The organism is Streptomyces sp. CB02261 (assembly GCF_001905665.1).
Taxonomy (GTDB): domain Bacteria; phylum Actinomycetota; class Actinomycetes; order Streptomycetales; family Streptomycetaceae; genus Streptomyces.
Genome location: NZ_LIVX01000001.1, coordinates 302,544 through 320,909, shown reverse-complemented (window position 1 = coordinate 320,909; position 18,366 = coordinate 302,544). Strand labels below are relative to the sequence as shown.

At 71.6% G+C, this 18,366-nt stretch carries 16 protein-coding genes; all 16 read left to right on the top strand.

Going from position 1 to position 18,366, the window contains the following annotated elements; translation table 11 throughout:
• Positions 1-409 precede the first annotated feature (409 nt).
• Positions 410-1,366, top strand: a complete 957-nt coding sequence (rsmH, locus tag AMK29_RS01430; protein WP_073806757.1) for a 16S rRNA (cytosine(1402)-N(4))-methyltransferase RsmH — start codon at positions 410-412, stop codon at positions 1,364-1,366.
• Complete coding sequence (locus AMK29_RS37850; protein WP_073806756.1) at positions 1,363-2,169, top strand: FtsB family cell division protein; 807 nt, start codon at positions 1,363-1,365, stop codon at positions 2,167-2,169. Before rsmH ends, AMK29_RS37850 begins: the two co-directional genes overlap by 4 nt.
• A 7-nt stretch (positions 2,170-2,176) precedes the next feature.
• Positions 2,177-4,162 carry a peptidoglycan D,D-transpeptidase FtsI family protein gene (locus AMK29_RS01420; RefSeq protein ID WP_073806755.1) on the top strand — a complete coding sequence of 662 codons (1,986 nt, stop codon included), beginning with the start codon at positions 2,177-2,179 and terminating at the stop codon, positions 4,160-4,162.
• A 16-nt stretch (positions 4,163-4,178) separates the two neighbouring features.
• Complete coding sequence (locus AMK29_RS01415; RefSeq protein WP_073806754.1) at positions 4,179-5,870, top strand: UDP-N-acetylmuramoyl-L-alanyl-D-glutamate--2,6-diaminopimelate ligase; 1,692 nt, start codon at positions 4,179-4,181, stop codon at positions 5,868-5,870.
• Between the two features lie 4 nt (positions 5,871-5,874).
• Positions 5,875-7,299, top strand: coding sequence for a UDP-N-acetylmuramoyl-tripeptide--D-alanyl-D-alanine ligase (locus AMK29_RS01410; protein ID WP_073806753.1), 1,425 nt, complete (start codon positions 5,875-5,877; stop codon positions 7,297-7,299).
• A complete protein-coding gene (gene mraY / locus AMK29_RS01405; RefSeq protein ID WP_073806752.1) occupies positions 7,296-8,366 on the top strand; it encodes a phospho-N-acetylmuramoyl-pentapeptide-transferase in 1,071 nt (356 codons plus the stop codon). The genes AMK29_RS01410 and mraY overlap by 4 nt, the downstream gene beginning before the upstream one ends.
• The gene (gene murD, locus AMK29_RS01400; RefSeq protein WP_073806751.1) at positions 8,348-9,787 is read left to right on the top strand and encodes a UDP-N-acetylmuramoyl-L-alanine--D-glutamate ligase; all 1,440 of its coding nucleotides are present in this window, start codon (positions 8,348-8,350) and stop codon (positions 9,785-9,787) included. Before mraY ends, murD begins: the two co-directional genes overlap by 19 nt.
• 55 nt (positions 9,788-9,842) lie before the next feature.
• A complete protein-coding gene (gene ftsW, locus AMK29_RS01395) occupies positions 9,843-11,183 on the top strand; it encodes a putative lipid II flippase FtsW (protein WP_073806750.1) in 1,341 nt (446 codons plus the stop codon).
• Positions 11,184-11,189: 6 nt separating this feature from the next.
• Complete coding sequence (gene murG / locus AMK29_RS01390; RefSeq protein WP_056560603.1) at positions 11,190-12,284, top strand: undecaprenyldiphospho-muramoylpentapeptide beta-N-acetylglucosaminyltransferase; 1,095 nt, start codon at positions 11,190-11,192, stop codon at positions 12,282-12,284.
• A gap of 21 nt (positions 12,285-12,305) precedes the next feature.
• Complete coding sequence (locus AMK29_RS01385) at positions 12,306-13,109, top strand: cell division protein FtsQ/DivIB (protein ID WP_073806749.1); 804 nt, start codon at positions 12,306-12,308, stop codon at positions 13,107-13,109.
• A 278-nt stretch (positions 13,110-13,387) separates the two neighbouring features.
• Positions 13,388-14,602, top strand: coding sequence for a cell division protein FtsZ (gene ftsZ / locus AMK29_RS01375; protein WP_073806747.1), 1,215 nt, complete (start codon positions 13,388-13,390; stop codon positions 14,600-14,602).
• Positions 14,599-15,327, top strand: coding sequence for a peptidoglycan editing factor PgeF (pgeF, locus tag AMK29_RS01370; protein WP_073806746.1), 729 nt, complete (start codon positions 14,599-14,601; stop codon positions 15,325-15,327). The genes ftsZ and pgeF overlap by 4 nt, the downstream gene beginning before the upstream one ends.
• Positions 15,328-15,335: 8 nt before the next feature.
• Positions 15,336-16,055 (top strand): YggS family pyridoxal phosphate-dependent enzyme, encoded by a 720-nt coding sequence (locus tag AMK29_RS01365; protein ID WP_073806745.1) that lies wholly within the window; start codon positions 15,336-15,338, stop codon positions 16,053-16,055.
• 139 nt (positions 16,056-16,194) lie between these two features.
• Positions 16,195-16,815, top strand: a complete 621-nt coding sequence (locus AMK29_RS01360; RefSeq protein WP_073806744.1) for a cell division protein SepF — start codon at positions 16,195-16,197, stop codon at positions 16,813-16,815.
• A gap of 79 nt (positions 16,816-16,894) precedes the next feature.
• Complete coding sequence (locus AMK29_RS01355; protein ID WP_017238790.1) at positions 16,895-17,185, top strand: YggT family protein; 291 nt, start codon at positions 16,895-16,897, stop codon at positions 17,183-17,185.
• Positions 17,186-17,240: 55 nt separating this feature from the next.
• Complete coding sequence (locus AMK29_RS01350; protein WP_073806743.1) at positions 17,241-18,338, top strand: DivIVA domain-containing protein; 1,098 nt, start codon at positions 17,241-17,243, stop codon at positions 18,336-18,338.
• Positions 18,339-18,366 lie beyond the last annotated feature (28 nt).

The window sequence follows — 18,366 nt, the reverse complement described above, 5'->3', positions numbered from 1 at the left end:
GGGGGGTGTCACCCGAGCATTCTTGTTCGCCGTGCGGGGTCGTGTCACTCGCCTGCGGACAAGTGCGAGGGATATGCCGGGCTTGAGGTGTTTACGCCGGGCCGGTCGCCGGCCGACCCGCTGCGAGAGGGGGCGGAGGACGCCGTCGCGCCCCGTGGCGAGCTGAGCCCCGGACGTCGGTGGACAGGCCCCGAACAGGCCGGTCGCCCGGAATGTCCGGGCGGCCGCCGGCGCCGTGCGACGCGCCAGCCGGTTGATTGACCGGCGCGCCCCGTGGACTAAAGTGACGCGGAGTTCACGGAGACAACGAGCGATTCCCGCGGTTTCTCCCCCCGTGTGTGCGGCGGTACCTACGGCTCGGCCTCCTCCCGCTCGCCCCGTACCTCCGCGCCGGATCTGAGAGGGCGCATTGAGCAACGACCGACACGTCCCGGTCATGCTCCAGCGGTGCCTGGACATGTTGGCCCCCGCCCTGGAGCGCCCCGGCGCGGTCGTCGTCGACTGCACCCTGGGCCTCGGCGGCCACAGCGAGGCACTCCTGAAGCGGTTCCCCGAGGCGCGGCTCGTCGCCCTCGACCGGGACAAGGAGGCCCTGCGGCTCTCCGGCGAACGGCTCGCCCCGTACGGGGAGCGCGCCACCCTCGTCCACGCCGTGTACGACGAGCTGCCCGAGGTCCTCGACCGGCTCGGCATCCCCACGGTGGACGGCATCCTCTTCGACCTGGGCGTCTCCTCCATGCAGCTGGACGAGGCCGACCGCGGCTTCGCCTACGCCCAGGACGCCCCGCTCGACATGCGCATGGACCAGACGACCGGGATCAGCGCGGCCGAGGTCCTCAACACCTACCCGGCCGGCGAACTCGTCCGCATCCTCCGCGCGTACGGCGAGGAGAAGCAGGCCAAGCGGATCGTCTCCGCGATCGTGCGCGAGCGCGAGAAGGAGCCGTTCAGCAACAGCGCCCGGCTCGTCGAGCTCATCCGCGACTCCCTGCCGCAGGCGGCCAAACGGACCGGCGGCAACCCGGCCAAGCGCACCTTCCAGGCCCTGCGCATCGAGGTCAACGGCGAGCTGAGCGTCCTGGAGCAGGCGATCCCGGCGGCCGTGAAGGCCCTCGGCCTCGGCGGCCGCATCGCCGTCCTCTCGTACCACTCCCTGGAGGACCGGCTGGTCAAGCAGGTCTTCGCGGCCGGCGCGGCGACCACCGCCCCGCCCGGCCTGCCGGTCGTCCCGGAGAAGTACCAGCCCCGGCTGAAGCTGCTCACCCGAGGCGCCGAGCTGCCCACCGAGGAGGAGGTCGCCGAGAACCGGCGCGCTGCCCCGGCCCGGCTCCGGGGCGCGGAGCGGATCCGGGAAGACGTCCTGTGAGTACGGCGAAGGGGCCGCTCAAAGGACGGGCCGCGCGGCTCGGACGGCTCATGCCGTCGGGGCCCAGCTCGGCCGCCCGCACCCCCTTCGTCCTGCTCGTCGTGGTGCTGCTCGGCGGCGGTCTGATCAGCCTGCTCCTGCTGAACTCCGCCCTCAACCAGGGGTCCTTCCAGCTCAACGAGCTCAAGAACAGGACCACCGAGCTCACCGACGAGGAGCAGGCGCTCCAGCGGGACGTCGACGACTACGCGGCGCCCGACGCGCTGGAGCGGCGGGCCCGCGAGCTCGGCATGGTGCCGGGCGGCAGCCCCGCCTTCCTCGGCCCGGACGGCAAGGTGCTCGGCGAGCCCTCGGTCGCGGTGGCGCCGAAGCCGAGCCCCACGCCGAGCGCGTCGGCCACGCAGACGCCCCCGCCGCCCGCCACGACCGGCTCCCCGAGCCCGCGGGCGAACGCCGCCGCCCCGGGGCCCGACACCGGCACGGCCGCCGCGGACCCGGTCACCGCCGTCGCCGGTACGGCTGCCCCGGCCACCGGGCCCGCTGCCGGGACCGGCACCGGCACGGGCGTCGACACGGCCGTGGACGCCGCCACCACGGAGGCCGACACGCCGGTCACCCCGGCCGGCACCGGGGCCGACACGCCCGGCGCCGCCGCGGACACCGGGACCGTCCCGCGGACCGGCACCCCGCCCACCGGAAGCGATCCCGTTCCCGGCCCCGACGGCGCCGACCAGGCACGGACCGAGCCCGCCCCCGCGCTCCCCGAGACCGCAGCAACCGCCCCGACGACCTCCGGCAGGTGACCGAGCAGTGCCCTCGAAGGAGCCCCCGCGCCGCCGCGTCCCCGGCCCCGCCCGGCCCGCGCGCCCCCGGCCCGCCTCCGCGGGAGCCCGCCCGGCCCGCCCCGCCCCGCGCCGGCCGGCCGCGAAGCGGACCGCGCCCCGGCCCCCGGCCCGGCAGCCCCGCACCATCCGGCTCGGCAGCCCGCGGCCCCGGCTGCGGCTGATCTCCCTCGGCCTGACCCTCGTCATGGTGGCCTTCGTGGTGCGGCTGCTCCAGGTCCAGGCCGTCGACGCCAGCGCCTACGCCGCCAAGGCCGACAAGTACCGCTTCCAGGAGTACACGCTCTCCGCCGAGCGCGGCGAGATCACCGACCGCAACGGCATCGCGCTCGCCGCCAGCGTCGACGCGTACGACATCACGGCCGACCCCAAGCTCTTCACGCCCGAGGAGTCCAAGGTCCCCGACGCGCCCGAGCAGGCCGCCGCCCTCCTCGCCCCGCTCCTCGGCAAGGAGCCCGCGGAGCTCGCGAAGAAGCTCCGTACCCCCAAGTCCCGCTACACCCTGCTCGCCCGCAAGCAGACCCCGCAGGTCTGGAACCAGATCAAGGACCTCCGGCGGGTCTACGGGCAGAAGGCCCAGCGCTCCGAGGGCGGCAACGGGATCAACCTCCTCGGCGGCATCCTCAGCGAGCCCAGCACCAAGCGCGTGTACCCCAACGGCGAGCTCGCCGCCGGGATACTGGGATACGTCAACGCCGAGGGCCGGGGCGCCGGCGGCGTGGAGTCCATGCTCGACCCGGAACTCGCCGGCAAGGACGGCAAGATCCGCTTCACCCAGTCCGGCGGCCGCCAGGTGCCGACCGCGGGCTCCCAGGGCACCCCCGCCGTCCCCGGCTCCGACATCGAGCTGACCATCGACCGGGACATCCAGTGGGCCGCCCAGCAGGCCATCACCGAGCAGGTGAGGAAGTCCAAGGCCGACCGGGGCTACGTCATCGTGCAGGACACCAGGACCGGCGAGGTCCTCGCCATGGCCAACGCCCCCGGCTTCGACCCCAACGACCTCTCCGCCGCCAACGCCGCCTCCATGGGCAACGCCGCCCTCCAGGACGCCTACGAGCCCGGCTCCACCAGCAAGGTCATGTCCATGGCCGCCGTCCTGGAGGAGGGCAAGGCGACCCCGGACACCCATGTCACCGTCCCCAACCGGCTCCACCGCGGCGACCGGCTCTTCAAGGACGACGTCGACCACAAGACCTGGTACCTGACCCTCAACGGCGTCCTCGCCAAGTCCAGCAACATCGGCACGATCCTCGCCACCGGCCAGCTCGGCGCCACCCAGGCCGAGTCCAACCGGATCCTCGACTCGTACCTGCGCAAGTTCGGCATGGGCAGCCCCACCGGCCTCGACTACCCGGGCGAGACCGCCGGCATCCTCGCCAAGCCCCAGAACTGGTCCACCTCGCAGCAGTACACGATCCCCTTCGGCCAGGGCCTCTCCGTCAACGCCATGCAGGCCGCCTCCGTGTACTCGACCATCGCCAACGGAGGCGTACGCGTCGAACCGACCCTCGTCCGCGGCACCAAGGGCCCCGACGGCCGCTTCACCCCCGCGCCCAAGCCCAAGGAGAACCGGGTCGTCAGCGAGAAGACCGCCAAGACCCTCGCCCAGATGCTGGAGTCCGTCGTCGACGACCGGGAGGGCACCGGCACCAGGGCCGCCATCCCCGGATACCGCGTCGCCGGCAAGACCGGTACCGCCAACCGCGTCGACCCCGAACTCGGCCGCTACAAGGGCTACACCGCCTCCTTCGCGGGCTTCGCGCCCGCCGACGACCCCCGGATCACCGTCTACTGCGCCATCCAGAACCCCACCAAGGGCAGCTACTTCGGCGGGCAGATCTGCGGACCCATCTACAAGAAGGTCATGGAGTTCGCCCTCAAGACCCTCCACGTAGCCCCCACGGGCAGGGAACCCGCCCGACTGCCGGTCACCTTCGAACCCACCCCGTGACACTCCGGGAGCACCAGTGACAACGATCACCCCCGATTCCGGGAACCGGAAATCGAACTCCGGCGAGGCCCCGGGCCGTTTTGGCCCCCCACAGGGTGCGCCCGGTACGCTCACCGCCGTGCCACACGCTGATCAGTACCGAACCGCCCCGCCCCGGCCGGAGCAGGCCCGCCCGACACCCCTGGGCGACCTGGCCGCACTGCTGGGGGTCGACGCCCCCCGGGCCGCCGAGATCTCGGGCATCACCCACGACTCGCGGGCCGTGCGCCCCGGTGACGTGTACGCGGCCCTGCCCGGCGCCCGCATGCACGGCGCCGACTTCGTCGCCCAGGCCGCCGGGCTCGGCGCCGCCGCGATCCTCACCGATCCGACGGGCGCCGAGCGCGCCGCCGCGACCGGCCTGCCGGTCCTGGTCGTCGAGAACCCGCGGGGCCGGATGGGCGAACTCGCCGCCGAGATCTACGGGCGGCCCGGCGCCGACCTGCTCCAGATCGGCATCACCGGCACCTCGGGCAAGACCACCACCGCCTACCTCGTCGAAGGCGGACTGCGCGGCTCCGGACACCACACCGGCCTCGTCGGCACCGTCGAGATGCGGATCGGCGACGAGCGCATCAAGTCCGAGCGGACCACCCCCGAGGCCACCGACCTCCAGGCGCTCTTCGCCGTCATGCGCGAGCGCGGCGTGGACGCGGTCGCCATGGAGGTCTCCAGCCACGCCCTCGTGCTCGGCCGGGTCGACGGCTGCGTCTTCGACGTCGCCGTCTTCAACAACCTCAGCCCGGAGCACATGGAGTTCCACTCCGACATGGACGACTACTACCGGGCGAAGGCCGGGCTCTTCACGCCCCAGCGCAGCCGCCTCGGCGTGGTCAACCTCGACGACGCCTACGGCCGCAGGCTCGTGACGGACGCGACCGTCCCGGTCGTCACCTTCTCCGCCGAGGGCCGCGCCGACGCCGACTGGCGCGCCGAGGACCTCGTCCTCGGCTCCCACGACTCCACGTTCACCGCCGTCGGCCCCGAGGGCGTGCGGATCCCCGCCACCGCGCCGCTGCCCGGCCCCTTCAACGTCGCCAACACCCTCGCCGCGATCGCCACCCTCGCCGCCGCGGGCGTCGACCCCAAGAGCGCCGCCGAGGGCGTCGCCGCCGTCCCCGGCGTACCGGGCCGCCTGGAGCGGGTCGACGCCGGCCAGCCGTACCTCGCCGTCGTCGACTACGCGCACAAGACGGACGCCGTCGAATCGGTCCTGCGCTCCCTGCGCGAGGTCACCGAGGGCCGGCTGCACGTGGTCATCGGCTGCGGTGGCGACCGGGACACCACCAAACGCGGCCCGATGGGCGCCGCCGCGGCCCGGCTCGCCGACACCGCCGTCCTGACCTCCGACAACCCCCGCTCCGAGGACCCGCTCGCGATCCTCACCGCCATGCTCGCGGGCGCCGCCGACGTGCCCGCGGAGGAGCGCGGTGACGTCCTGGTCGAACCCGACCGGGCCGCCGCCGTCGCCGCCGCCGTCGCCCGCGCGCGGCCCGGCGACACCGTCCTCGTCGCCGGCAAGGGCCACGAGCAGGGCCAGGAGATCGCCGGGACGGTCCGCCCCTTCGACGACCGCGAGGTCCTGCGCGCGGCGATCCTCGAACGAAACGCCCCGGCCGCCCCCTCGGGCAGCAGTGCCGAAGTCAGCCACCAGAACAGTCAGGGATGAAGCAGTGATCGCCCTCTCCCTCGCCGAGATCGCCGAAATCGTCGGCGGGCAGGCGCACGACATACCGGATCCGGCCGCCCGGATCACCGGGCCCGTCGTCATCGACTCCCGCGAGGTGCGGGCCGGCAGCCTCTTCGCGGCCTTCGCCGGTGAGCACGTCGACGGCCACGACTACGCGGAGCGCGCCGTCGCCGCGGGTGCGACGGCCGTCCTGGCCGCCCGCCCCGTCGGCGTCCCCGCCCTCGTCGTGGACGACGTCCAGGCCGCTCTCGGGGCCCTCGCCCGCGCGGTCGTCGAACGGCTCGGCACCGATGTCGTCGCCCTCACCGGCTCGGCGGGCAAGACCTCCACCAAGGACCTGATCGCCCAGGTCCTCGACCGGCACGCGCCCACCGTGTGGACGCCCGGCTCGCTCAACAACGAGATCGGCCTGCCGCTCACCGCGCTCCGCGCGAGCGACGAGACCCGGCACCTGGTCCTGGAGATGGGCGCCCGCGGCATCGGGCACATCCGCTACCTCACCGGCCTCACCCCGCCGCGGATCGGACTCGTCCTCAACGTGGGCAGCGCGCACATCGGCGAGTTCGGCGGCCGGGAGCAGATCGCCCAGGCCAAGGGCGAACTCGTCGAGGCGCTGCCGTCGGCCGAGGAGGGCGGGGTGGCGGTCCTCAACGCCGACGACCCGCTCGTCCGCGCCATGGCGAGCCGCACCAAGGCCCGCGTGATCCTGTTCGGCGAAGCGGACGAAGCGGCCGTACGGGCCGAGAACGTCCACCTCACAGAGACCGGACAGCCCTCTTTCCGTCTTCACACACCCACCGGGTGCAGTGACGTGACCTTGCGCCTGTACGGTGAGCACCACGTGTCGAACGCGCTCGCAGCGGCCGCCGTCGCGCACGAGTTGGGCATGCCTGTCGAGGAGATCGCCACCGCGCTCTCCGAGGCCGGCACCCTGTCGCGCTGGCGCATGGAGGTCACCGAGCGTCCGGACGGCGTGACGATCGTCAACGACGCCTACAACGCGAACCCCGAGTCCATGCGAGCCGCCCTGCGCGCGCTCGCGTCCATGGGCAGGGCCGCACAGGCCCGAGGGGCTCGTACGTGGGCGGTGCTCGGCAAGATGGCCGAGCTCGGTGACGCATCGCTCGTCGAGCACGACGCGGTCGGACGGCTCGCCGTCCGGCTCAACGTCAGCAAGCTCGTCGCGGTCGGGGACAGGGAAGCGTCCTGGCTGCAACTGGGCGCATATAACGAGGGTTCGTGGGGTGAGGAGTCGGTGCACGTGTCCGACGCGCAGGCGGCTGTCGACCTGTTGCGCAGTGAGCTGCGCCCGGGGGACGTCGTCCTTGTGAAGGCTTCCAGGTCGGTCGGTCTCGAACAGGTCGCCCTGGCTCTCCTCGACACCGAGGGTGAGGTCACCGGCCGATGAGGCAGATCCTCTTCGCGGGGGCCATCGGGCTCTTCCTGACCCTGATCGGCACCCCGCTGCTCATCAAGCTCCTCGCGCGCAAGGGGTACGGGCAGTTCATCCGGGACGACGGCCCGCGCGGCCACGCCGGGAAGAAGGGCACGCCCACCATGGGCGGCATCTCCTTCATCCTGGCCACGCTCATCGCGTACGCCCTGGCCAAGGTCATCACCGGCGAGCCCATCTCGTACTCCGGGATCCTGGTCCTGTTCCTGATGGCCGGCATGGGTCTGGTCGGCTTCCTCGACGACTACATCAAGATCGTCAAGCAGCGGTCGCTCGGTCTGCGGGCCAAGGCGAAGATGGCCGGACAGCTGATCGTGGGCATCGCGTTCGCGGTGCTCGCGCTCCAGTTCTCCGACGCGCGTGGCCTCACCCCGGCCTCCGAGAAGCTCTCCTTCATCACGGACTTCGGCTGGACCATCGGTCCGGTGCTCTTCGTGATCTGGGCGCTCTTCATGATTCTCGCCATGTCCAACGGCGTGAACCTGACGGACGGTCTGGACGGTCTGGCCACCGGCGCCTCCGTCATGGTCTTCGGCGCGTACACCTTCATCGGGCTGTGGCAGTTCCAGGAGTCCTGTGCGAACGCCCTGACCCTGACCAACCCCAACGCCTGCTTCGAGGTGCGCGACCCGCTGGACCTCGCGGTCGTCGCCTCCGCCCTGATGGGCTCCTGCTTCGGCTTCCTCTGGTGGAACACCTCACCCGCCAAGATCTTCATGGGTGACACCGGCTCGCTCGCCCTCGGCGGCGCCCTCGCCGGTCTCGCCATCTGCTCCCGTACGGAGCTGCTGCTGGCCCTGCTCGGCGGCCTGTTCGTCCTGATCACGATGTCCGTGGTCATCCAGGTCGGCTCGTTCAAGATGACCGGCAAGCGCGTCTTCCGGATGGCACCCCTCCAGCACCACTTCGAACTCAAGGGGTGGTCCGAGGTCCTTGTCGTCGTCCGGTTCTGGATCATCCAGGGCATGTGCGTGATCGTGGGCCTGGGCCTCTTCTACGCGGGATGGGCATCGGAGAAGTGACAGAACAGCTCGACTGGAACGGCAAGAACGTCACCGTCGCGGGGCTCGGGGTGTCCGGCATCCCGGCCGCCCGCGTCCTGCACGGGCTCGGCGCGCGGGTGACCGTCGTCAACGACGGCGACGACGAGCGCTCCCGGGCGCAGGCCGCCGACCTGGAGGCGGAGGGCATCACCGTCCGCCTCGGCGACGGCGCCACCCTGCCGGCCGGCACCGAGCTGATCGTCACCACCCCCGGCTGGCGGCCCGACAAGCCGCTGTTCACGGCCGCCGCCGAGGCGGGCGTGGAGATCTGGGGCGACGTCGAACTCGCCTGGCGGCTCAGGGGGCCCGACGCGGCCCCCTGGCTGGCCGTCACCGGCACCAACGGCAAGACCACGACCGTGCGGATGCTCGCCTCGATCCTGGAGGCGGCAGGGCTGCGGACCGCCGCCGTCGGCAACATCGGGGTCTCGCTCCTCGACGCCGTCCTCGGCGACGAGCCGTACGACGTGCTCGCCGTCGAACTGTCCAGCTACCAGCTGCACTGGGCGCCCTCCGTCCGCGTCCACTCGGCCGCCGTGCTCAACCTGGCGCCCGACCACCTCGACTGGCACGGCTCCATGGAGGCGTACGCCGCCGACAAGGGCCGGATCTACGAGGGCAACCAGGTCGCCTGCGTCTACAACGTCGCGGACAAGGCGACCGAGGACCTGGTCCGCGAGGCCGACGTCGAGGAGGGCTGCCGGGCCATCGGCTTCACCCTCGGCACCCCCGGCCCGTCCGAACTGGGCGTCGTCGAGGGCCTCCTCGTCGACCGCGCCTTCGCCCCGAACCGGCAGAAGAACGCCCAGGAGCTGGCCGAGGTCGCCGACGTCCAGCCGCCGGCCCCGCACAACATCGCCAACGCGCTCGCCGCCGCCGCCCTCGCCCGCGCCTTCGGCGTCGACGCCAAGGCCGTACGCGACGGACTGAAGGCCTTCCGGCCCGACCCGCACCGCATCGAACTGGTCGAGGAGGTCCAGGGAGTCACGTACGTCGACGACTCCAAGGCCACCAACACCCACGCGGCGGAAGCCTCGTTGGCGGCCTACGACCCGATCGTCTGGATCGCCGGCGGACTCGCCAAGGGCGCGACCTTCGACGAGCTCGTCCAGAAGTCCGCCAAGCGCCTGCGCGGGGCCGTCCTGATCGGCGCCGACCGCGCGCTCATCCGCGAAGCCCTGGCGCGACACGCCCCGGAGGTCCCGGTGGTGGACCTCGACCGGACCGACACTGGGGCGATGTCCGAGGCGGTCCGCGAGGCGGCCCGGCTGGCCCGCCCGGGAGACACGGTGCTCCTCGCCCCGGCCTGCGCCTCGATGGACATGTTCACCAACTACAACAAGCGCGGCGAGGCCTTCGCGGACGCGGTCCGTGCCCTCGCCGCCACCGGGGACGCCTGACCTGACCAGTGGGAAGGTCCGGCCGGACCGGGCTCGACCGGAGGGGGCAGCGACCATGCCGAGCAAGATCGCCGGGACACGCCGGCCTTCCGCCGTACGCGGCGGAGGGCGGGTCCCCGCGCCCCCGCGGCGGCCGCGCGGGGGAGGCGTACGGCGGCTGTACGAGCGGGCGCTGAAGGCCTGGGACCGGCCTCTCACGGCGTACTACGTGATCATCGGCGCGGGGATGCTCATCACCGCCCTCGGCCTCGTGATGGTCTACTCCGCCTCGATGATCACGGCGCTCACCTACGAGCTGGTGCCGTCCTACTTCTTCCGGAAGCAGTTCTTCGCCGCGCTCCTCGGCACCGGACTGCTCCTGGCCGCCTCACGGATGCCGGTGAAGCTGCACCGGGCCCTCGCCTACCCGATCCTGGTCGGCGCGGTCTTCCTGATGGTGCTGGTGCAGATCCCGGGGATAGGGCACGCGGTCAACGGCAACCAGAACTGGATCTCCCTCGGCGGGCCCTTCCAGCTCCAGCCCAGCGAGTTCGGCAAGCTCGCGCTGATCCTGTGGGGCGCCGACCTGCTCGCCCGCAAGCACGACATGCGGCTCCTGACCCAGTGGAAGCACATGCTGGTGCCCCTGGTCCCCGGCGCCTTCATGCTGCTCGGGCTGATCATGCTCGGCGGCGACATGGGCACCTCGATCATCCTCGCCGCGATCCTCTTCGGCCTCCTGTGGACCGCGGGAGCGCCCACCCGGCTCTTCGTCGGGGTGCTCGCGGTGGCCGGCGTGATCGGCATGCTGCTGATCAAGACGAGCGACAACCGGATGAAGCGCTTCGACTGCATCGGCGCGACCGACCCCGGTGGCGAGGGAGCCCCCTGCCTCCAGGCGGCGCACGGAATCTATGCTCTGGCCTCGGGTGGATGGTTCGGTTCCGGACTCGGTGCGAGCATCGAGAAATGGGGCCAACTGCCGGAAGCGCACACCGACTTCATCTTCGCGGTCACCGGTGAGGAACTGGGTCTCGCGGGGACGCTGTCGGTACTCGCCCTGTTCGCGGCTCTAGGCTATGCGGGTATCCGCGTGGCCGGAGGCACGGAGGACCCCTTCGTGAGGTTCGCCGCGGGAGGTGTGACCACCTGGATCACGGCTCAGGCCGTGATCAACATCGGTGCGGTGCTCGGTCTGCTGCCGATCGCCGGGGTCCCGCTCCCGTTGTTCTCCTACGGTGGGTCGGCCCTGCTGCCGACCATGTTCGCCGTCGGGCTCCTCATCGCCTTCGCGCGACAGGAACCCGCCGCGAAAGCGGCCCTGGCCATGCGCCGCCCCGGCTGGGGTAAGCGGGCCGGGGTGAGATGGAAGTCGATGCGACGGCGCGTCAAGAAGCGCCCGTCCGGAGAGCGGTGAATTTCGGTGCATGTCGTACTCGCCGGCGGGGGGACCGCCGGCCACATCGAGCCGGCGCTGGCCCTCGCGGACGCCCTGCGCAGGCAGGACCCCAGCGTGGGGATCACGGCGCTCGGCACGGAGAAGGGTCTGGAGACCCGGCTCGTGCCCGAGCGGGGCTACGAGCTGGCCCTCATCCCCGCCGTACCGCTGCCCCGCAAGCCCACCCCCGAGCTGATCACCGTCCCCGGACGGCTGCGCGGCACGATCAAGGCGGCCGAGCAGGTCCTGGAGCGCACCAAGGCGGACTGCGTGGTGGGCTTCGGCGGCTACGTGGCCCTGCCGGGCTATCTCGCGGCCAAGCGGCTCGGGGTGCCGATCGTGGTCCACGAGGCCAACGCCAGGCCCGGTCTCGCCAACAAGATCGGTTCGCGGTACGCGGCCGGGGTCGCCGTCGCCACCCCCGACAGCAAGCTCCGCAACGCCCGCTACATCGGCATCCCGCTGCGGCACACCATCGCGACCCTCGACCGGGCCCGGGTGCGCCCCGAGGCGCGTGCCGCCTTCGGGCTCGACCCGAACCTGCCGACGCTGTTGGTCTCCGGCGGCTCGCAGGGCGCCCGGCGGCTCAACGAGGTGGTCCAGCAGATCGCCCCGGTGCTCCAGCGCTCGGGCATCCAGATCCTGCACGCGGTCGGCCCCAAGAACGAGATGCCGCGCGTCGACAACATGCCCGGTATGCCGCCCTACGTGCCGGTACCGTACGTGGACCGGATGGATCTCGCGTACGCGGCGGCCGACATGATGCTCTGCCGGGCGGGCGCGATGACCGTCGCCGAGCTCTCCGCCGTCGGGCTGCCCGCCGCGTACGTACCGCTGCCCATCGGCAACGGCGAACAGCGGCTCAACGCCCAGCCGGTGGTCAAGGCGGGCGGCGGACTCCTCGTCGACGACGCGGAGCTGACGCCGCAGTGGGTGCAGGGCAACGTCCTGCCCGTACTGGCCGATCCGCACCGGCTGTACGAGATGTCCCGCGCCGCCGCCGAGTTCGGCCGCAGGGACGCCGACGAGCTGCTCGTCGGCATGGTGTACGAGGCGATCGCCGCCCGCCGACAGGCGTAGCGGCGGCGAAAGGCGGGAAGCGTGGCAGCCGGACCGACGACCGCCGAGAAGAGCGGCGCGAGCACGTCGAAGGGGTCGTCGCGGGGGCCGTCCCGTACGGGCGCCCGGAATCCAAAGTTCCGGGTGCCCGGCACCCGGGTGCTCCTGATCGCGTTCGGCGTCCTCGCCCTCGTGGTCGGCGGCTTCTGGGCGCTCTACGGCTCGACCTGGTTCCGTGTGGAAGATGTGAAGACTTCCGGCGCCGGGGTCCTGACCGCGCGTGAGATCGAGACGGTCGCCGCCGTCCCGATGGGCGCCCCGCTCGTCTCGGTCGACACCGAGGCGATCGAGGCCCGGCTCCGGCAGAAGCTGCCCCGCATCGAGACGGTGACCGTCGAGCGGTCCTGGCCGCACGGGATCGGGCTGAAAGTGACGGAACGGAAGCCCGTTCTGCTCATCGAGAAGGGCGGAAAGTTCATCGAAGTGGACGCGACCGGTGTCCGGTTCGCCACCGTGGACACCGCCCCCCGCGGCGTCCCCCGGCTGGTCCTCGACACCGCCTCCTCTCCGAGCCTGCGCCGCTTCCCCGCGGACCGGCTGCTCCGGGAGGCCGTCCGCGTCCGGGGTGAACTCCCGGCGGAAATCGCCCGGGACACTCGTGTCGTACGCGTCACCTCGTACGACTCCGTCACTCTGGAGCTGACCGGCGGGCGCACCGTCCTCTGGGGCAGCGGCGAGCACGGCCCGGTCAAGGCCCGGGTCCTCACCGCGCTCCTGAAGGCCACTCCCAAAGCGGGGCACTTCGATGTAAGTGCCCCCACGGCGCCCGCATCGTCCGGGAGTTGACGGGTATCGCCCCTGGCCAGCACCCTGGTTGGCCAGCGCTACGGGTGATCACATAGGGTGAAAAGAAAAACGGGAGGTTCGGCGTGTTCGTTGAACGTGCGCCGCTTGTCGACTTAGTGTCTCGTTCGGAAGAGTCCAGCGAACAGAGACACTGGTAACCCTAAACTTCAACGTTAGGGTTTGGGTCGGCGTTTCGGACCGTCCCAATCGGCATCCGTCGGAGCGGCGCGACCAACCGCGCAGCGACGACACGTAACTCGAGGCGAGAGGCCTTCGACGTGGCAGCACCGCAGAACTACCTCGCAGTCATCAAGGTCATCGGTGTCGGCGGCGGTGGTGTCAATGCCATCAACCGAATGATCGAGGTCGGTCTCAAGGGCGTCGAGTTCATCGCGATCAACACCGACGCGCAAGCGCTGTTGATGAGCGACGCCGACGTCAAGCTCGACGTCGGCCGTGAACTCACCCGCGGCCTCGGGGCCGGGGCCAACCCGGCCGTCGGTCGCAAGGCGGCAGAGGACCACCGTGAGGAGATCGAGGAGGTCCTCAAGGGGGCCGACATGGTCTTCGTCACCGCCGGCGAAGGCGGCGGCACCGGCACCGGCGGCGCACCCGTCGTCGCCAACATCGCACGCTCGCTCGGCGCCCTGACGATCGGTGTGGTCACCCGGCCGTTCACCTTCGAAGGCCGTCGGCGCGCCAACCAGGCGGAGGACGGCATCGCCGAGCTCCGCGAAGAGGTCGACACCCTCATCGTCATCCCCAACGACCGACTCCTGTCGATCTCGGACCGTCAGGTCTCCGTGCTCGACGCCTTCAAGTCGGCCGACCAGGTGCTGCTGAGCGGTGTCCAGGGCATCACCGACCTCATCACCACCCCGGGTCTGATCAACCTCGACTTCGCCGACGTCAAGTCGGTCATGTCCGAGGCCGGTTCGGCCCTCATGGGCATCGGCTCCGCCCGCGGCGACGACCGCGCGGTGGCGGCGGCGGAGATGGCGATCTCCTCGCCGCTCCTCGAGGCCTCCATCGACGGCGCCCGCGGCGTCCTGCTCTCCATCTCCGGCGGCAGCGACCTCGGTCTCTTCGAGATCAACGAGGCCGCGCAGCTGGTCAGCGAGGCGGCCCACCCCGAGGCCAACATCATCTTCGGCGCCGTCATCGACGACGCCCTCGGCGACGAGGTCCGGGTCACCGTCATCGCGGCCGGCTTCGACGGCGGCCAGCCGCCGGCCCGCCGGGACAACATCATCGGCTCCGTCTCGGCCAAGCGCGAGGAGCCGGCTCCGGCGCCCCGTCACACCGAGACCTCCCGCCCGCTGGGCGGTCTGGGCACGGTCGCCCCGCGCGAGGAGCCGGCCCCGGCTCCGGTCGAGCCCGCTCCGGCGGTCAACGAGACCCCGCTCTCGCCGGCCCCGCCGGTCGTCCCGCCGGCCCGCCCGTACGGGGACAGCCAGGCCGAAGAGCTGGACGTCCCGGACTTCCTGAAGTGATAGGACAGCGCTTCGACGCGAACGGCGCGCACTTCGCCTTCACCGACCGGTGGGGCGGGGTGAGCGCCGTTCCGTACGAGGAGCTCAACCTGGGTGGCGCGGTGGGGGACGCCCCCGAGGCCGTGACGTCCAACCGGGCGCTCGCCGCCGGCGCCCTCGGGCTCGACCCGGCGCGGGTGGTCTGGATGAACCAGGTGCACGGCGCGGACGTCGCCGAGGTCGAAGGGCCGTGGGGCACCGCCGGGATCCCGGCGGTGGACGCGCTCGTCACCGCCCGGCCGGGGCTCGGCCTCGCCGTCCTCACCGCGGACTGCGTCCCGGTCCTCCTCGCGGACCCGGTCGCGAAGGTCGCCGCCGCCGCCCACGCCGGGCGTCCCGGCATGGTGGCGGGCATCGTCCCGGCCGCGGTCGCGGCCATGATCGAACTCGGCGCCGAGCCCGCCCGCATCGTCGCCCGCACCGGCCCCGCCGTCTGCGGGCGCTGCTACGAGGTCCCGGAGGCCATGCGGGCCGAGGTCGCCGAGACCGAACCCGCCGCCTGGGCCGAGACGAGCTGGGGCACCCCGGCCGTCGACGTCGCCGCCGGGGTGCACGCCCAGCTCGAACGGCTCGGCGTGAAGGACCGGCAGGCCAGCACGGTCTGCAGCCGGGAATCCGGTGACCACTACTCGTACCGCCGCGATCGCACCACGGGGCGACTCGCGGGATATGTCTGGTTGGACTGAGAAGAGACATGACGGACCGCACGTCGGAACTCGCCGAGAACCTGGCCCGGGTGGAGGAGCGGATCGCCGCTGCCTGCGCCGCGGCCGGGCGCGCGCGGGAAGAGGTGACGCTCATCGTGGTCACCAAGACCTACCCCGCGAGCGACGTGAGAATCCTCCACGGGCTCGGCGTGCGAAACGTCGCCGAGAACCGGGACCAGGACGCCGCCCCCAAGGCGGCGGCCTGTGCCGATCTTGATCTGACCTGGCACTTCGTGGGCCAGTTGCAGACCAACAAGGTCAGGTCCGTGGTGGGTTATGCCGATGTGGTGCAGTCTGTCGACCGCTTGAAGCTCGTTTCCTCTCTCTCCGCGGCCGCGGAGAAGGAGGGCCGCGAGCTCGGCTGCCTGCTCCAGGTCGCGCTCGACGCCGAGTCCGGTGAGCGGGGTGACCGCGGCGGGGTCGCGCCGGACGGGATCGAGGAGTTGGCGGCCGCGGTGGAGGCCGCGCCCGGTCTGCGGCTCGGCGGACTGATGACGGTCGCCCCGCTCGCCGGCCCGTACGCGGGTCGGCGGCGTGAGGCCTTCGACCGGCTGATGGATTTGTCGACTGCCCTGCGCGCGACCCGTCCGGCTGCGAACATGGTGTCGGCAGGGATGAGCGCGGACCTCGAGGAGGCCGTCGCGGCCGGGGCGACACACGTACGCGTCGGTACGGCGGTACTCGGCGTCCGCCCGAAGCTCGGGTAACGTCGCGAAGCAGGTCGGACCACAGCAGAAAATATGGTCATTTCGCAAGACGGCGGAATGACCCGTGGATCGCGGGCACTTGGTGACGCTGCGACATTGGCCAGTAGGGCGATCCACCACAGAGCGGAGGACTCAGAGAATGGCCGGCGCGATGCGCAAGATGGCGGTCTACCTCGGCCTCGTGGAGGACGATGGGTACGACGGCCGGGGCTTCGACCCCGACGACGACTTCGAACCCGAGCTGGAGCCGGAGCCCGAGCGCGAGCGGCGCCACACCCCTCCGCGCCAGGTGGAGCGTGAGGAACCGGTGCGCGTGGTGCAGCCGCCGGCTCCGCGGGAACCACTCGCCCATTCCGTCCCGGTACTCGCCGAAAGTGGACGTCCGGCCCGAATTGCCCCCGTGGCATCCATCACACCCGAACGCCCGAGCATGGAGAAGAACGCACCGGTGATCATGCCCAAGGTCGTGTCCGAGCGGGAGCCCTACCGCATCACCACGCTGCACCCGCGGACCTACAACGAGGCCCGTACCATCGGGGAACACTTCCGTGAGGGCACCCCGGTGATCATGAATCTCACGGAGATGGACGACACGGACGCGAAGCGACTTGTCGACTTTGCCGCCGGACTCGTCTTCGGGCTCCATGGCAGCATTGAGCGCGTGACGCAGAAGGTGTTCCTGTTGTCGCCTGCTAACGTCGATGTCACGGCGGAGGACAAGGCCCGGATCGCAGAGGGCGGATTCTTCAACCAGAGCTGAGAACACGAGAACCGGACGGACCGGTCGCGAAGCGGCCGGACGAGCAAGAGCACGAACACAGGGGAGAGGGAAACGCGGGATGGGCGTCGCACTACAGGTGGTCTACATCGTGCTGATGTGCTTCCTCGTCCTCCTGATCGTCCGACTCGTCATGGACTACGTCTTCCAGTTCGCCCGTTCATGGCAACCCGGTAAGGCGATGGTGGTCGTCCTTGAGGCCACCTACACTGTCACCGATCCACCGCTCAAGCTTCTGCGGCGACTCATCCCGCCGCTGCGTCTCGGGGGCGTGGCACTCGACCTGTCCTTCTTCGTTCTGATGATCATCGTCTACATCCTGATCTCCATCGTGAGCAGCTTCGCGAGGTGAAAGTGGACGATACGGTCTTGCCGACTGCCGACGACTACGTAGAGGTGAAGAAGAGATGCCGCTGACTCCCGAGGACGTGCGGAACAAGCAGTTCACGACCGTCCGCCTTCGAGAAGGCTATGACGAGGACGAGGTCGATGCCTTCCTCGACGAGGTCGAGGCCGAGCTGAACCGCCTGCTCCGCGAGAACGAGGACCTGCGCGCCAAGCTGGCCGCCGCGACGCGTGCCGCCGCGCAGAACCAGCAGCAGCAGGGGATGCGCAAGCCCCCGGAGCAGCAGGATCGTCCCGTCGGTCCCGGCGCGCCCGTGCCCGCCGCCATATCCGGACCGCCGGTCCAGCAGCAGCCGCCGCAGATGGGCCCGCCGCAGCTGCCTTCCGGTGCCCCGCAGCTTCCCGCGGGCCCCATGCAGGGCGGGCCCATGGGCCCCGGCCCGATGCAGGGCGGCCCGATGGGTCCCGGCCCGATGCAGGGTGGCCCCATGGGGCACCCGCAGCAGCAGATGCAGCAGCAGATGCCTCCGCAGATGCAGCAGCAGCAGCCTGCCCAGGGCCCCGGTGGCGACAGCGCCGCGCGTGTCCTGTCGCTGGCCCAGCAGACGGCCGACCAGGCGATCGCGGAGGCCCGCTCCGAGGCCAACAAGATCGTCGGCGAGGCGCGCTCGCGCGCCGAGGGCCTGGAGCGGGACGCCCGCGCCAAGGCCGACGCCCTGGAGCGGGACGCGCAGGAGAAGCACCGCGTCGCGATGGGCTCCCTGGAGTCCGCCCGCGCCACGCTGGAGCGCAAGGTCGAGGACCTGCGCGGCTTCGAGCGCGAGTACCGCACGCGGCTGAAGTCGTACCTGGAGTCCCAGCTGCGTCAGCTGGAGACCCAGGCCGACGACTCGCTGGCCCCGCCGCGGACCCCGGCGACGGCCTCGCTGCCGCCGGCCCCGTCGATGGCCTCGGCCGGCGCGGGTGCCCCGTCCTACGGAAACAACGGCGGGATGGGCGGTGGACCGTCCATGGGCGGCGCCCCGTCCTACGGCGGTCAGCAGCAGATGTCCCCGGCGATGACCCAGCCGATGGCTCCGGTCCGTCCGCAGGCACCGCAGCCGATGCAGCAGGCGCCCGCGCCGATGCGCGGTTTCCTCATCGACGAGGACGACAACTGACGGCGCGTGGTCGCGCGATGAGCGCGTA

Bases quoted from the DNA above. Each gene is read 5' to 3' on its own strand.
- AMK29_RS01365 (WP_073806745.1), top strand. From the start codon at position 15,336: ATGACGGACCGCACGTCGGAACTCGCCGAGAACCTGGCCCGGGTGGAG.
- AMK29_RS01355 (WP_017238790.1), top strand. From the start codon at position 16,895: ATGGGCGTCGCACTACAGGTGGTCTACATCGTGCTGATGTGCTTCCTC.
- AMK29_RS01360 (WP_073806744.1), top strand. From the start codon at position 16,195: ATGGCCGGCGCGATGCGCAAGATGGCGGTCTACCTCGGCCTCGTGGAG.
- ftsW (WP_073806750.1), top strand. From the start codon at position 9,843: ATGCCGAGCAAGATCGCCGGGACACGCCGGCCTTCCGCCGTACGCGGC.
- mraY (WP_073806752.1), top strand. From the start codon at position 7,296: ATGAGGCAGATCCTCTTCGCGGGGGCCATCGGGCTCTTCCTGACCCTG.
- murD (WP_073806751.1), top strand. From the start codon at position 8,348: ATGGGCATCGGAGAAGTGACAGAACAGCTCGACTGGAACGGCAAGAAC.
- AMK29_RS01350 (WP_073806743.1), top strand. From the start codon at position 17,241: ATGCCGCTGACTCCCGAGGACGTGCGGAACAAGCAGTTCACGACCGTC.